This is a genomic window from Curtobacterium ammoniigenes NBRC 101786 (genome assembly GCF_001571045.1).
GTDB lineage: Bacteria > Actinomycetota > Actinomycetes > Actinomycetales > Microbacteriaceae > Curtobacterium > Curtobacterium ammoniigenes.
In genome coordinates this window covers 282750-297657 of the sequence record NZ_BCSV01000003.1, presented here as the reverse complement: position 1 = coordinate 297657, position 14908 = coordinate 282750, and the positions used below count along the sequence as shown (strand labels likewise).

General features: G+C 66.4%; 17 protein-coding genes. All 17 read left to right on the top strand.

Going from position 1 to position 14908, the window contains the following annotated elements:
• Positions 1-3 precede the first annotated feature (3 nt).
• The 17 genes from prfA to CAM01S_RS08295 all read left to right on the top strand — a co-directional run bounded on the left by prfA (position 4) and on the right by CAM01S_RS08295 (position 14770).
• Positions 4-1086: a peptide chain release factor 1 gene (prfA, locus tag CAM01S_RS08375; RefSeq protein WP_066519479.1), complete on the top strand. Its 1083-nt coding sequence runs from the start codon at positions 4-6 to the stop codon at positions 1084-1086.
• A gap of 4 nt (positions 1087-1090) precedes the next feature.
• On the top strand, positions 1091-2005 hold the full coding sequence (gene prmC, locus CAM01S_RS08370; RefSeq protein WP_066519477.1) for a peptide chain release factor N(5)-glutamine methyltransferase: 915 nt from the start codon (positions 1091-1093) through the stop codon (positions 2003-2005).
• Positions 2006-2060: 55 nt separating this feature from the next.
• The gene (locus CAM01S_RS08365) at positions 2061-2735 is read left to right on the top strand and encodes an L-threonylcarbamoyladenylate synthase (protein WP_066519475.1); all 675 of its coding nucleotides are present in this window, start codon (positions 2061-2063) and stop codon (positions 2733-2735) included.
• Positions 2732-3955: an MraY family glycosyltransferase gene (locus tag CAM01S_RS08360; RefSeq protein WP_066519473.1), complete on the top strand. Its 1224-nt coding sequence runs from the start codon at positions 2732-2734 to the stop codon at positions 3953-3955. Before CAM01S_RS08365 ends, CAM01S_RS08360 begins: the two co-directional genes overlap by 4 nt.
• The gene (locus CAM01S_RS08355; protein ID WP_245631585.1) at positions 3952-4419 is read left to right on the top strand and encodes a Cg1360 family ATP-synthase-associated protein; all 468 of its coding nucleotides are present in this window, start codon (positions 3952-3954) and stop codon (positions 4417-4419) included. Before CAM01S_RS08360 ends, CAM01S_RS08355 begins: the two co-directional genes overlap by 4 nt.
• A gap of 252 nt (positions 4420-4671) precedes the next feature.
• A complete protein-coding gene (gene atpB / locus CAM01S_RS08350) occupies positions 4672-5484 on the top strand; it encodes a F0F1 ATP synthase subunit A (protein ID WP_066520002.1) in 813 nt (270 codons plus the stop codon).
• A gap of 51 nt (positions 5485-5535) precedes the next feature.
• Positions 5536-5772: an ATP synthase F0 subunit C gene (atpE, locus tag CAM01S_RS08345; protein WP_066519466.1), complete on the top strand. Its 237-nt coding sequence runs from the start codon at positions 5536-5538 to the stop codon at positions 5770-5772.
• An 8-nt stretch (positions 5773-5780) separates the two neighbouring features.
• Entirely contained in the window at positions 5781-6359 is a 579-nt protein-coding gene (locus CAM01S_RS08340; RefSeq protein ID WP_066519463.1) for a F0F1 ATP synthase subunit B, read from the top strand.
• On the top strand, positions 6360-7154 hold the full coding sequence (locus CAM01S_RS08335; RefSeq protein ID WP_066519460.1) for a F0F1 ATP synthase subunit delta: 795 nt from the start codon (positions 6360-6362) through the stop codon (positions 7152-7154). It abuts the gene before it with no gap.
• Positions 7155-7299: 145 nt separating this feature from the next.
• Positions 7300-8931, top strand: a complete 1632-nt coding sequence (gene atpA / locus CAM01S_RS08330; RefSeq protein ID WP_066519456.1) for a F0F1 ATP synthase subunit alpha — start codon at positions 7300-7302, stop codon at positions 8929-8931.
• Between the two features lies 1 nt (position 8932).
• Positions 8933-9832, top strand: a complete 900-nt coding sequence (locus tag CAM01S_RS08325) for a F0F1 ATP synthase subunit gamma (RefSeq protein WP_066519454.1) — start codon at positions 8933-8935, stop codon at positions 9830-9832.
• Positions 9833-9896: 64 nt separating this feature from the next.
• Positions 9897-11366 (top strand): F0F1 ATP synthase subunit beta, encoded by a 1470-nt coding sequence (gene atpD, locus CAM01S_RS08320; RefSeq protein ID WP_066519452.1) that lies wholly within the window; start codon positions 9897-9899, stop codon positions 11364-11366.
• 1 nt (position 11367) lies between these two features.
• Positions 11368-11646: a F0F1 ATP synthase subunit epsilon gene (locus CAM01S_RS08315; RefSeq protein ID WP_066519450.1), complete on the top strand. Its 279-nt coding sequence runs from the start codon at positions 11368-11370 to the stop codon at positions 11644-11646.
• Positions 11643-12410 (top strand): YaaA family protein, encoded by a 768-nt coding sequence (locus tag CAM01S_RS08310; protein WP_083527871.1) that lies wholly within the window; start codon positions 11643-11645, stop codon positions 12408-12410. The genes CAM01S_RS08315 and CAM01S_RS08310 overlap by 4 nt, the downstream gene beginning before the upstream one ends.
• A 168-nt stretch (positions 12411-12578) precedes the next feature.
• The gene (locus tag CAM01S_RS08305; protein WP_066519443.1) at positions 12579-13202 is read left to right on the top strand and encodes a hypothetical protein; all 624 of its coding nucleotides are present in this window, start codon (positions 12579-12581) and stop codon (positions 13200-13202) included.
• A gap of 63 nt (positions 13203-13265) precedes the next feature.
• Complete coding sequence (locus CAM01S_RS08300; RefSeq protein WP_157071483.1) at positions 13266-13868, top strand: FHA domain-containing protein; 603 nt, start codon at positions 13266-13268, stop codon at positions 13866-13868.
• Between the two features lie 53 nt (positions 13869-13921).
• Positions 13922-14770: a PP2C family protein-serine/threonine phosphatase gene (locus CAM01S_RS08295; RefSeq protein WP_066519439.1), complete on the top strand. Its 849-nt coding sequence runs from the start codon at positions 13922-13924 to the stop codon at positions 14768-14770.
• Positions 14771-14908 lie beyond the last annotated feature (138 nt).

The following is a 14908-nucleotide window of genomic DNA, read 5'->3' as shown; positions in this document are numbered from 1 at the left end:
CGCGTGTTCGAGTCGGTGGCGGGGCTGCTGGCGGAACACGATGACCTCACCCAGCAGCTCTCGGACCCCGCGCTCCATGCGGATCCGGGACGCGCGAAGAAGGTCAACCGCCGGTACGCCGAGCTGAACCAGATCAAGGCCGCGTATGAAGCGTGGCAGGCAGCGGGCGATGACCTCGACGCCGCGAAGGAGCTCGCCCGTGAGGACGAGGCCTTCGCGGACGAGGTCCCAGCGCTGGTGGCCTCGCTTCGCGAACGGCAGGAGCGCCTCCGCCGCCTGCTCATTCCGCGCGACCCGGACGACGGTCGCGACGTGATCATGGAGATCAAGGGTGGCGAGGGCGGTGAGGAGTCCGCGTTGTTCGCGGCCGACCTGTTCCGGATGTACTCGCACTACGCCGAGTCGAAGGGTTGGAAGGTCGAGCTCCTCGAACACACGGACTCCGATCTCGGCGGATTCAAGGACGTGCAGCTGGCGATCAAGTCGAACGCGAGCGATCCATCGCAGGGCGTGTGGGCGCACCTGAAGTACGAGGGCGGCGTGCATCGCGTCCAGCGAGTCCCCGCGACCGAGTCGCAGGGGCGCATCCACACGTCGACCACCGGTGTGCTCGTGTTTCCCGAGGTCGACGAGCCTGGAGAGGTCGAGATCAATCAGAACGACCTCAAGATCGACGTCTATCGCTCGTCCGGGCCCGGAGGCCAGTCGGTGAACACGACGGACTCAGCGGTGCGCATCACCCACTTGCCGACAGGCATCGTGGTCGCGATGCAGAACGAGAAGTCCCAGCTGCAGAACCGCGAGGCGGCGATGCGCGTCCTCCGTGCACGCATCCTCGCGAAGCAGCAGGAGGAGCTCGACGCGATCGCGTCCGACGCGCGCAAGTCGCAGATCCGCGGGATGGACCGTTCGGAGCGCATCCGCACGTACAACTTCCCGGAGAACCGGATCGCCGATCACCGCACCGGCTACAAGTCGTACGATCTCGATCGCGTCATGAACGGGGCGCTCGAGCCGGTGATCGAGTCCGCGATCCGCGCTGACGAAGAGGCGCGGCTCGCCGCGCTCGGCGACCAGGACGCCTGAGCAGGTGACCGACGGTCCGGAGGCGCGGGGGAGCCTCCCAGCAGATGGTGCGTTCACCGCGGATCGCCTCCTCGACGAGGCGACCGCGGCGCTGTCGGCGCACGGTGTTCCATCGCCGCGCGTCGATGCGGCACTGCTGCTGGCGTGGGCGACTGATACGACGCGCGGTGCCGTCGAGGCGCGCGCAGTGATCGGCGGCGCCGTCGGCGCGGCTCATGTCCAACGGTTTCGGCAGGCCGTCGCGCGCCGGTGCGGTCGCGAGCCGTTGCAGCACATCACCGGTGTCGCGCACTTCCGCGCGCTCTCCCTCGCCGTCGGCCCCGGCGTGTTCGTGCCGCGACCGGAGACGGAGTCCGTGGCACAGTTCGCGATCGACGCACTGGCGGCGACGGCGCTTCCAGCGCCCGTGGCCGTCGACCTCGGGACGGGCAGCGGCGCCATCGCACTGGCGTTGGCGACGGAGGTGCCGCACGCCGTCGTCTACGCGGTCGAGCAGTCCGCCGACGCGTTCGCGTGGGCCGAGCGCAACAATGCCGCACTCGGTTCACCGGTGCGGCTCGTTCGTGGCGATCTGGGCGACGCGCTTCCCGAGCTCGACGGGACGGTCTCGGTCGTCGTGTCGAACCCGCCGTACATTCCGGACGCCGCGGTGCCGGTCGATCCTGAGGTGCGCGACTGGGACCCGGCAGCCGCGCTCTACGGCGGCCCCGACGGATTGGACGCGGTCCGGAGGCTCGTCGTCACCGCTCGCCGACTGCTCACGCCCGGCGGTACCGTCGTCATCGAGCACGCCGAGCAGCAGGGGGCTGCGCTCCGCGCGCTGCTGAGCGCGGCACGGTTTCGCTCGCCCGAGACACACCGCGACCTCACCGGACGGGACCGCACGACGACGGCGATCGCGCCGGCGACAGGCGCGTAGTCGTCGCGCGTTCGTTCACGTTCGCCCGATCCCAGCCCACTATCATTGCCAGGTCATGGCCTCCAGATTCGATTGCTCCGACTCCGCTGACCTGCTCACCGGCATGCGGCTGGCCCGCGCTGCGCTCGGTCGCGGTGAACTGGTCGTCACCCCGACCGACACGGTCTATGGCGTTGCCGCCGATGCGTTCTCTGCGACAGCCGTGCAGCGCCTCCTCGATGCCAAGGGCCGTACGCGGCAGTCGCCGCCGCCGGTGCTCATCCCGGCGACCGACACGATGGAAGCGCTGGCGACCGAGATCCCTGATGCGGTTCGATCGCTGGTCGGCGAGTTCTGGCCGGGTGGCCTCACCGTCGTGCTGCAGGCACAGCCGTCGCTCGACTGGGATCTCGGCGAGACGCGGGGCACGGTCGCGCTCCGGATGCCCGACTCGAAGATCGCGCTCGAACTGCTGCAGGAGGTCGGTCCGCTGGCAGTGTCGAGCGCCAATGCGACCGGAAGCCCGGCAGCGATGGATGTCGACGAGGCGATGGGCATGCTCGGAGACTCGGTGGCGGTGTACCTGGACGCCGGACGACTTGCCCCGCACGACGGGTCGGCGGATTCCACCGGCTCCACCATCGTCGATGCGACCGGGCTCGCGCAGGGCGGCTCACTCCGGATCCTTCGGCATGGCGTGATTCCGGACGCCGAGATCGCGCGAATCGTCGGCGCCGATCTGATCACATGAGGTATTACCTCCTCGCCGGGCTGATCTCCGCGATCGTCAGCTTCTGCATGAGCTGGGTCGTGTGGAAGCTCGGGTTGCGCTTCAAGTGGTATCCGCGAGTGCGGGAACGCGACGTGCACCGCACCCCGACGCCTCGCCTCGGGGGAATCGCGATGTTCCTCGGGATCATCGTGTCGATTCTCTGCGCGTGGTTCCTCTTTCCGCATATTGCCGGCGTTGACTACTTCCGGCTGGTGTTCGCCGAGCCCGGCCGTGTACTGGCTGTGCTCGCAGGCGCGACGATCATCGTCGTTCTCGGTGTCGCCGACGACATCTGGGATCTCGACTGGATGACGAAGCTCGCCGGGCAGATCATCGCAGCGGGCATCCTCGCCTGGCAGGGAGTGGCGATCGTGTCGCTCCCGATCGGCACAACGCTGACCGTCGGGTCGAGCTACATGTCCCTGATCTTCACGGTGCTCGCGGTGGTTCTCGTCATGAACGCGGTCAACTTCATCGACGGTCTCGATGGCCTTGTCGCGGGCGTCGCCATCATCGCCGGAGGAGTCTTCTTCCTCTACAGCTTCTTCATCAACCGAATCGTCGTGCAGACGGAGTTCTTCTTCAACCTGCCATCACTGCTGACTGCCGTGCTCGTCGGCGCGTGCTTCGGGTTCCTCTTCTTGAACTGGCATCCCGCGAAGCTGTTCATGGGCGACGCTGGGGCCCTTCTCGTCGGCTTCCTCATGGCGACCTCGGCCGTGTCGCTCACCGGCAACATCGATCCCGCGACCGTGCACTCCCGCACGCAACTGCTGCCGGTCTTCATTCCGATTCTCTTGCCGTTCGCGATCCTGATCGTTCCGATGCTCGATTTCTCGCTCGCGGTGTTCCGTCGAGTCAGTGCCGGGAAGTCACCGTTCTCGGCGGACCGGAAGCATCTGCACCATCGCCTCCTCGACATGGGGCACTCCCACTTCCATGCCGTGCTGATCTTCTACGCGTGGACCGCTGTGGTTGCGGTGGGGACGCTCTTGTTCCTGTTCCTCCGGTGGTATTGGGTGGTTGCGTTCGTCGCGGTCGGTTTCGCGATCTGCGCCACCGCGACGTTCGCGCCGCTGGGCCGCACGAAGCGACGCGAGATCGCGGCGCAGACCTCGCGGGCCGACCACGCCGAGCGCGCGTTCGATCCCCTTGACCGGGCCGCGTCGGCCCACCGTGCAGGAGAGAAGCACTCATGACCGATTCAGCGCCGAACGCACTCGATCACGTCCGTCCGATCTTCCGAAGCATTCTTCGCCAGGGCACGATGCTCGCTATCGCTCTCGCAGTGGTCGGCGGCGTGGTCGGACTGCTGGTGGCGGGAGTGCCCGGGCTTATCGGCGGCCTCGTCGGTGCCGTGATGAGTGTGGTGTTCCTCGGCCTCACGGCGGCGAGTGTGCTCGTCGCGCTTCGCGTCGCCGGTGGACAGATGGTGTCCGGCGCGTTCTTCGGGATCGTGATGGGGACATGGCTCCTGAAGTTCGTCCTGTTCATCGTGATCCTGGTCGTTCTCAAAGGTCAGGCGTGGGTCTCCACTCCCGTGATGGCGGTGGCGATCATCGTCGGGGTCGTCGGGAGCCTCGTCATCGACGTCGTGGCCGTGAGCCGCGGGCGCGTTCCGATCGGCGTGTCACTCCCCGGCGAAGACACGACGCCGCACTGAGTGGCGCGTTTTCCGGGCGGCCACCGGGCGCGCGGTTCGGTATGCGCGATTGGATCGACCGTCCCGCGGTGATCCGCTGTTACGTGGAATACCGGGTCGCCATGCATCAGGCGCTGACCTGATAGGCTGGGTGAAGCCCGTGCGCGGCGGTTTGCTTGCGCTCATCGGGCCGCCTCCACACAGTCCACCATCGTGCGCCATTGGGCGTGCGCTTTGACACAGGAGACAGCGCTGCTATCCCACGCTCTTCCCCTGTCCCTCGCCGATGCGGGTACCACCGTTGCCGCGGGGAGCAGCCAGGCCGCAACGTTCCAGGGCCCGTCGATCGAACAGTTCTTCCCGCCCGCCATCTTCTTCGCGGGCACGCCGTTCGAGATCGACCGCCTCGTGATCATTCGCTTCATCTCGGTGGCGGTGCTGCTCATCATCGGAATCGTCGGCACGCGATCCCTCAAATTGGTTCCTGGGCGCGGCCAGGCGTTCATCGAGTACGGGTTCGACGTCGTCCGCCGCAACGCGTTCGACAACCTCGGTGAGAAGGACGGTCGTCGCTTCCTCCCGCTGCTCGCCTCGATCTTCTTCGGCGTGCTGTTCATGAACCTCACCGGGCTGATCCCGGGATTCAACCTGCAGGGAACCAGCCGGATTGCGATGCCGTTGATCCTCGCGGTCATCGCCTACGTCGCCTTCATCTATGCCGGTCTGCGCCGTCACCCCGGCAAGTTCTTGCGAAACGCGTTCTTCCCGCCCGGGGTTCCGTGGTACCTCTACATCATCGTGACGCCGATCGAGTTCGTCTCGACCTTCGTGCTGCGGCCCGTGACGCTGACGCTCCGGTTGCTCATGAACATGGTCGTCGGCCACCTCCTTCTGGTGCTGTTCTTCTCGGCGACGTCGTTCTTCCTGTTCGACTCGCACAGCCTGTTCGCCCTGTTCGGCGTCGGGACCCTCGCCTTCGGCATCGCGTTCAGCTTCTTCGAGATCCTGGTCGCTCTGCTGCAGGCCTACGTCTTCATGCTGCTCACCGCGGTGTACATCCAGCTCGCGCTGGCAGAAGAACACTGAACCATTACGGCATCGGCGCCCGCTGATGCCGCACCCCGGAAAGGAAAACACGTGGACGCAACGACCGTTCTCGCGGCAATCGACGGAAACATCGCGACGGTTGGCTACGGCCTCGCAGCGATCGGCCCGGCCATCGGCGTCGGCTTCGTCGTCGGTAAGACCATTGAGTCCGTGGCTCGGCAGCCTGAGCTCCAGGGCCGGCTGACGACACTCATGTACATCGGTATCGCCTTCACCGAGGCGCTGGCGTTCATCGGTATCGCCACGTACTTCATCTTCACCAAGTAAGGCGTCCGATGCAGAACGCACACCTCCTGGCGGCGAGCGAGAATCCGCTCGTTCCGCCGATCTACGATCTGCTGTGGTCTGCGGTCGCGTTCGCCGTCATCGTCGTGGTGTTCTGGCGGGTCATCGTCCCGCGGATCACCAAGATGCTCGATGAGCGCACCGATGCGATCGAGGGCGGGATCAAGAAGGCCGAGGCTGCGCAAGAGCAGGCTGCTGCCGCGCTCGACGAGTACAACAAGCAGCTCGCGGAAGCGCGAGCCGAGGCTGCCCGGATCCGTGAGCAGGCGCGCGCGGATGCGACGGCGATCGGCCATGAGCTCCGCGCTCGTGCGGAAGCCGATGCGACTCGCCTGACGGCCAATGCCCAAGCGCAGATCGAGGCCGAACGGCAGTCGGCGCTGCAGTCCCTCCGGTCCGAGGTCGGCTCGCTCGCGATCGACCTCGCCTCGGGCGTCATCGGCGAGAGCCTGAAGGACGACGCGCGTGCCGCAGCGGTTGTGGATCGCTTCCTCGCCGACCTGCAGAGCGCACCCGTCGCGTCGGCCCCGTCGCTGTCCGGGGAAGCCCCGGCCGGATCGGAGCACTGAATGCGCAGCGCGACTCGATCCTCCTTGGCCGCTGCTCAGGCGGTGCTCGCCGATCTTGGCGAAGCGGTCGACCTGTCGACCGGTCGGGAGTTGCTCGCGGCTGACCGAGTCATCGCCGGATCGCCGCAGCTGTTGAGCGTGCTCGCGGACGCAACGGCTGACCCGGTCGGGAAGAAGGGCATCATCGACCGCGTGTTCGCCGGTCTGACGGAAGCGACTCGCGCGATCCTCAGCGCGGTCGCCGGCTCGCGATGGTCGTCGGAGGGCGACCTGCTCGAAGGAGTCGAAGACCTCGGGATTCGCGCGATCGCACAGTCGGTCGGCCCGGACGGTCCGATCGAGTCTGAGCTGTTCGGGTTCGAGCGAGCCGTTCGGTCCGACGCGTCGCTCGAGCTCGCACTCGGCACAAAGCTCGGGAGCGCACGCGAGAAGGCCGCATTGGTCGAGCGGCTCCTGAGCGGCAAGGCGTCTGAGCAGACGGTCGCGATCATGACGCACCTCGTGCAGCAGCCTCGCGGTCGACGCATCGGTGAGCTCATCCGTCACGCGACTGATGTCGTGGCCGACTCGGCGCACAAGCTCGTCGCGACGGTTGTGACCGCTGCGCCACTCGACGAACGTCACGTTGCCCAGGTCGTGAAGACGCTGTCTGATCGATACGGCCGCAGCGTCAGTGTGAACACGGTCGTCGACCCGCGCATCGTCGGGGGAGTCCGCGTGCAGATCGGGGGCGATGTGATCGACGGCACCGTCAGCAGTCGTGTCGCCGCACTGCGGGAGCAACTCGTCGGGTGATCTCGATCGGACATCGTCGGCGCCGACTGATGCTGTTCAGCACCGAATCGTCCACAATGGCCTGGACCGCAGCAGCGTGACATCGCCCGCACAGGCATCATCGTCCCGGAGCCACGTCGGCCCGGAAATCAACAAGGAAAATCACATGGCAGACATCACCATCAGCCCAGATGAGATTCGTGATGCCCTGAAGGACTTCGTCTCGAACTACGAGCCCACGAAAGCCTCCACGGCCGAGGTCGGGCACGTCACCGACGCGGCCGACGGCATCGCCCACGTCGAAGGCCTTCCCGGCGTCATGGCGAACGAGCTCATTCGTTTCGCGGACGGCACCCTCGGTCTCGCACAGAACCTCGACGAAGACGAGATCGGCGCGATTGTGCTCGGCGAATTCGCGGGCATCGAAGAAGGACAAGAGGTCACCCGCACTGGCGAGGTGCTTTCGGTCCCCGTCGGCGATGGGTATCTGGGCCGTGTGGTCGACCCGCTCGGCGTCCCGATCGATGGTCTCGGTGACATCGCCGCAGAGGGGCGTCGTGCGCTCGAACTGCAGGCCCCTGGCGTCATGCAGCGCAAGTCCGTGCATGAGCCGATGCAGACCGGGATCAAGGCGATCGACGCGATGATCCCGATCGGCCGTGGCCAGCGCCAGCTCATCATCGGCGACCGCCAGACCGGCAAGACCGCGATCGCGATCGACACCATCATCAACCAGCGCGCGAACTGGCAGACCGGCGACCCGACCAAGCAGGTTCGCTGCATCTACGTCGCGATCGGCCAGAAGGGCTCGACGATCGCTTCCGTCAAGGGCGCGCTCGAAGATGCCGGAGCGATGGAGTACACCACCATCGTCGCTGCGCCGGCTTCCGACCCGGCCGGCTTCAAGTACCTCGCCCCGTACACCGGCTCGGCCATCGGCCAGCACTGGATGTACGGCGGCAAGCACGTCCTCATCATTTTCGATGACCTGTCGAAGCAGGCCGAGGCGTATCGAGCCGTGTCGCTGCTCCTCCGTCGTCCGCCGGGCCGTGAGGCGTACCCGGGTGATGTCTTCTACCTGCACTCCCGTCTCCTCGAGCGTTGCGCCAAGCTGTCCGACGAACTCGGCGCCGGTTCGATGACGGGTCTCCCGATCATCGAGACGAAGGCGAACGACGTCTCGGCCTACATTCCGACGAACGTGATCTCGATCACCGACGGCCAGATCTTCCTGCAGTCTGACCTGTTCAACGCGAACCAGCGTCCCGCTGTGGACGTCGGCATCTCCGTGTCGCGCGTCGGCGGTGACGCACAGGTCAAGTCCATCAAGAAGGTCTCCGGCACGCTGAAGCTCGAATTGGCGCAGTACCGCTCGCTCGAGGCCTTCGCGATGTTCGCCTCCGACCTCGATCAGGCGTCGCGGCGGCAGCTTGAGCGCGGTGCGCGGCTGACGGAGCTGCTGAAGCAGCCGCAGTACTCGCCGTATCCGGTCGAGGACCAGGTCGTGTCGATCTGGGTGGGCACGAACGGCAAGCTGGACGACGTCCCGGTAGCCGACGTCCTCCGCTTCGAGTCGGAACTCCTCGATCACCTCCGCCGTAACACCGAGATCCTGACGACGCTCCGCGAGACCAACGTCCTGGACGACGACACGGTCGCCGCACTCGGCCGCGAGGTCGACGCCTTCAAGCAGGGCTTCGAGACGAGCGACGGGGAGCGCCTCGCGGACGCGAACGCGACCGAAGCCGCCGATCGCGACGACGTCGACCAGGAGCAGATTCGCAAGGGTCGCCGCTGACATGGGGGCACAGCTCCGGGTGTACCGGCAACGGATTCGCTCCGCGCAGACCACGAAGAAGGTCACCCGCGCCATGGAGCTGATCTCGGCGTCGCGTATCCAGAAGGCGCAGGCACGCATGGCAGCCTCCGCCCCGTACTCGCGGGCGGTCACGCGTGCGGTCTCGGCAGTGGCAACGTTTTCGCAGGTGGACCACGTGCTCACGACCGAGCCGGAGTCCTCAACCCGCGCGGCAGTGGTGCTGTTCACTTCCGACCGCGGCCTGAACGGGGCGTTCAGTTCCAGCGTGCTGAAGCAGGGAGAGCAGCTCGCAGAACTCCTGCGCAGCGAGGGCAAAGAGGTCGTCTACTACCTCGTCGGACGCAAATCGGTCGGATACTTTTCCTTCCGAACGCGCCCGTACGAACGGGCGTGGACCGGCGGAACCGACCAGCCCGAGTTCGCCACGGCGAAAGAGATCGGTGACGCCGTCGTCGCGAAGTTCTTGCAGGACACCGCTCAGGGCGGAGTCGACGAGATCCACATCGTGTTCAACCGCTTTGTCAGCCTCGTGACGCAGACTCCGCAGGTCGTTCGGCTGCTTCCGCTTGAGGTCGTCGACGGCGTGGATGCTCCGAGCGCTGACGAAGCACTCCCGCTGTACGAGTTCGAGCCCGACACGGATGCGGTCCTCGACGCGCTTTTGCCCGTCTACATCGAGAGCCGCATCTACAACGCAATGCTCCAGTCGGCAGCCTCGGAGCATGCGGCGCGGCAGCGCGCGATGAAGTCAGCGAGCGACAACGCGGACACGCTGATTCGCGATTTCACTCGCCTGGCGAACAATGCTCGTCAGGCCGAGATCACCCAGCAGATCGCGGAGATCGTCGGCGGGGCCGACGCGCTCGTTCCGTCCAAGTAATTCAGCGACACCGCAAGCAGTGGCCCGCGGCGTGCGGGCAGCAACCTCAGGAAGGCAACCAGCCATGACCGACACCGCAACCACCGCGGCACCGACGTCGTCGGCTCCCGGAGTCGGCAGGATCGCCCGTGTGACGGGCCCCGTCGTCGACATCGAGTTCCCGCACGACGCGATCCCTGACATCTACAACGCGCTCACCACGACGATCACGTTCGCCGGCGACGAGGAGTCGGCTCACGAGCTGACGCTCGAGGTGGCGCAGCACCTCGGAGACGACCTCGTGCGCGCGATCGCGCTGAAGCCGACCGACGGCTTGGTTCGTGGCCAGACGGTCACCGACACCGGCGCGCCGATCTCGGTGCCCGTCGGGGATGTCACCAAAGGCAAGGTCTTCAACGTCACCGGCGACATCCTCAACGCCGAGCCGGGGGAGCACATCGAGATCACCGAGCGCTGGCCGATCCACCGCAAGGCGCCCGCGTTCGACCAGCTCGAGTCGAAGACCACCATGTTCGAGACCGGCATCAAGGTCATCGACCTGCTCACGCCCTACGTGCAGGGTGGCAAGATCGGCCTGTTCGGCGGTGCGGGCGTCGGCAAGACCGTCCTCATCCAGGAGATGATCCAGCGCGTGGCGCAGGATCACGGCGGTGTGTCGGTGTTTGCCGGCGTCGGCGAGCGGACCCGTGAGGGGAACGACCTCATTGGCGAGATGGAAGAGGCCGGCGTCTTCGACAAGACCGCGCTGGTGTTCGGACAGATGGACGAGCCGCCGGGAACCCGACTTCGCGTCGCGCTCTCCGCGCTGACGATGGCGGAGTACTTCCGCGACGTCCAGCAGCAGGACGTCCTGCTCTTCATCGACAACATCTTCCGGTTCACCCAGGCCGGTTCCGAGGTGTCGACGCTGCTCGGTCGGATGCCGTCAGCGGTTGGATATCAGCCGAACCTTGCGGACGAGATGGGCGTGCTGCAGGAGCGGATCACGTCGACGCGCGGGCACTCGATCACCTCGATGCAGGCGATCTACGTGCCGGCCGACGACTACACCGACCCGGCCCCGGCCACGACGTTCGCTCACCTCGACGCGACGACGGAGCTCTCGCGAGAGATCGCGTCGCAGGGCCTGTACCCGGCGGTCGACCCGCTCTCGTCGACCTCGCGCATCATGGATCCCCGCTACTTGGGCAAGGACCACTACGACACCGCAATCCGCGTGAAGGCGATTCTGCAGAAGAACAAGGAACTGCAGGAGATCATCGCCATCCTTGGTGTCGACGAACTGTCCGAAGAGGACAAGATCACCGTCGAGCGCGCGCGTCGCATCCAGCAGTTCCTCTCGCAGAACACGTACATGGCGAAGAAGTTCACCGGCGTCGAGGGATCAACCGTTCCGCTCCGCGACACGATCGAGTCCTTCCGCGCTATCGCGGACGGTGAGTTCGACCACGTCGCGGTGCAGGCATTCTTCAACGTCGGTGCGATCTCAGACGTCGAAGAAAAGTGGGCGCAGATCCAGAAGGAGAACGGCTGAGATGGCCGGTCTCCAGGTGAACCTCGTCTCGGCCGACCGCGAGGTCTGGTCGGGGGAGGCAACCATGGTTGTGGCTCGGACCACCGAGGGGCAGATCGGCATCCTCGGTGGACACGAGCCGATGCTCGCAATCCTCGCGTCCGGGAAGGTTCGGATCACTCGAGCCGACGGCTCGACGGTCGAGGCGGACGCTGACGACGGGTTCCTCTCCGTGGAACACGACACGGTCATGATCGTCGCTCGCGACGCAGCACTGGCGTCATCCGGGAGTAGCCGCTGAGCGGACTGCTCCTGCTGCTGCCGCCGTCGGAGACCAAGCGGCCCGGAGGAGATCCGGCACGACCGTTGTCGTTGCCGGATCTCCTTTTCCCGTCACTCCTTCCCCACCGTCAACGCGTGATGTCTGCCGTGGCGGAAGTAAGTCACTCCGACGATGCAGCGCGGGACGCGCTTGGGCTCGGACCTCGTGCTGTCGGTGAGCGGACGAAGAACCTCGAACTCACGTCGGCAGGGACGCTTCCCGCGATTGATCGGTACAACGGTGTGCTCTACGACGCCTTCGCAGAACACGAGCGCTCATTACGCTCGGATGCGTGGCTCCGGCGGCACGTGGTCATTCAGTCCGCGCTCTTCGGTCCGATTCGTGCGACAGATCGCATCCCCGGGTATCGCCTGTCCTACGACGCGCGGCTCCCAGGAGTGAAGCTCCGCGACCATTGGGGTGGCACTCGAGAGCTAGCGGACCATGCTCGGGAATTCTCGCTCGTCGTCGATCTCCGTTCGGTCGGATACCGCCAGCTCATGCCACTGCGTGACGCAATCGCCCTTGAGGTCGTCGCGAAGGACGATCTCGGCCGACGACGCGCGCTCAACCATTGGAACAAGCATGCAAAAGGTGACCTGCTCGGCCGACTCGCAGTCGACGCGCCGAGCCTGTCGTCGATGGAAGAGCTTCGGACGTGGGGGGCCGAACACGGGGTGACCCTGGAACGGTACGGCGAGTCCTGGCAGCTGATTGCCGAGATGCCGACGGCAACCGCCTGACCAACACGCGTCGACAAACACCGCGCGTCGACAATCCAGCCAGCGTTGGCAAGCCGGGGCGCGTCGACAAACCAACGCCCGTCCTCCACATTCTTCAATGTGCAAGGTTTGCGCACCCTGGGCGACGTCTGGGCGGCCGACCGATGACGCGTCCCGTTGACTCTGCAGATGCATCAGCTCTCTCCGCACTCCACGGATGGTTCCGCAGCACGCCCAAGTGCCGAACCGTTCGCATCGGCGCTCCGTTGTCTGCTCGAGGAGGCTCCTATCGGCTGCACCCAGGGAGGCGGTGGGGTCGCAGCGGACCGTGAAGCGGCGCTCGCGCGCGTGACGACGACGCTCGTCGGTCGCTTCTCGCTCATTGAGGCACTTGTACGACTCCGTCACCATCCGCTTGCGGAGTCGCGTCCCCAGCACGGAGTCGAACTGAACGAGCGCGGCAGTGTGCCTCACCGGATTCCGCAGTGCTTCTTCGGCGTCGGACCGCGTCCGGACCTGCCGATCATCCGCCGCGCAGGAGACCGAGCCGCGGTAGCGGTCGAGCGGAATCAGCGCCCCGGTGCGCGCCTCGCCGGGCAACTCGGCTTGGCCGCGTGGTGCGCGTGGGCCACCGCAGATTCCGAGGTCGCGCTCATGCGGGCGGAACGCGCCACGAACCATGACACGAATGACATGTTCGCCCTCATCCTCGTGCGCTGGCTCTCGCTCGACATCCGACCAGTTTGGTTGCCGGACGCGGTCGGTCACCGCTCCGTCCCCGGCTCGACGAATGCTGCCCGCATGCTGCCGTAGGCTCACTGCACGGTGTCACCGGACGGGCGGTACCGGAATCAACAGTTGGGGGTGGGTCTCGGGATGTCGGCTGACAACGAAGACACGGTCCTCCGGGCGAGTGCTGCCGCAGCCGCCCGAACGCACGCCGTCCCGGCGCACGCAGGCTCCGTCGAAGACACGGTGGTTCGACCGCGCGCAGATCCCGATTCCGTCCATTCGGGGATGCCCACCGACGACACGATGCTCGTCGATCGGCGGGTCACGCCCACCGTGCGCCGACCTGCCGACACGGTTGGCGAGCCTCCTGCCGGAGTTCCAGCGGTGCGAATCGGCGGCACGGAAATCGTGCTCGACAGGCCGCTCGTGGTCGGGCGGAATCCGCGCGCACCGCGGATCGTCGATGGTCCAGAGCCTCGGTTGATCCGGGTGCCCTCACCGACCGGTCTGGTGTCTGGATCGCACGTTCGCCTGTCCGCCGCGGGGCCGGTCGTCGTCGTGCAGGACCTCCGATCGACGAACGGAACGCTCGTCCGTCTCCCCGGTCGACCCGCCGAACGCATGCGCGCTGGGGCCACGTCGGTCACGATCACCGGTACGGTGGTGGACATCGGCGATGGCCAGACGATCGAGATCCTGTCGGCGGTCTCTCGGATCTCGCTCGATCGTCCGGATTCGCATTCGTGAGGAGCGCCGTGTCGTCGCTTCGCCTTACTACCTTGAGAGGGTGACCACCCCCCGTGACCGAACTCGGACGACCCGCGAGCGCCCATCGAATGGTGATCGCTGATCAGCGCAGCGAGCTCACCCTGTCGTGGGGTGCCGCGACCGACGTTGGTCGGCGTCGCGATCACAACGAGGACAGCTACCTTGCCGAAGCGCCGTTCTTCGTCGTCGCCGACGGGATGGGTGGTCATCTTGCCGGGGATCGCGCGAGCGACGCCGTTGTCCGGCGCCTCGAGGTCGCGCGATCGGGTGGCGTCGCCTCGCGCGAACGTATCGAGCACGCGCTCGAGCTCGCGACCGGTGATATCGAGCGCGCTGCGGGCGGCAACGCGATCGGTGCCGGAACGACCGTGACGGGACTCGCCATCGTGAGCGCGGGCGGTTCGCCCGCGGCACTGGTCTTCAACGTGGGGGACTCGCGCACGTACCGCATCGCGAACGGTCGGTTCGAGCGGCTCACTGTCGATCATTCGGTCGTGCAGGAGATGGTCGATGCGGGGCTGCTCCGACCTGAGGATGCCGAAGCGCATCCGGACAGCAATGTGATCACCCGTGCAGTCGGCTTCGGTGAAATCCCGGAGCCGGACTGGTGGCTGCTGCCGCTGCACAGCGGCGACCGATTCATCGTCTGCTCGGACGGACTGACCAAGGAGATCGGGGACGCCGGCATCGCGCGGATCGCCGCCAAAGTGGACAACCCGCAGTCTCTCGCGGAACGACTCGTCGGCGACGCGCTGGTCGCCGGTGGGCGTGACAACGTCACGGTCGTCGTGATGCAGGTCGATGCTGCCCCTGCGATCGTCGACGCCTCCGTCACGGACGAGTCGTCCGCCGACGACGAGGACACGCTCCCGCGACACTGAGCGGCTCCCTCGAGTCGTCGTCCCCCCGGCCCCCGAACTGGGGACACGCCTGTCCACAGAAGGATCGAGCCAACCCGTTCTCGGCAGAGCCGCTCCGTAGACTGATTGGGCTCTCGAAGCGCAACCGGCCGGAAGGAG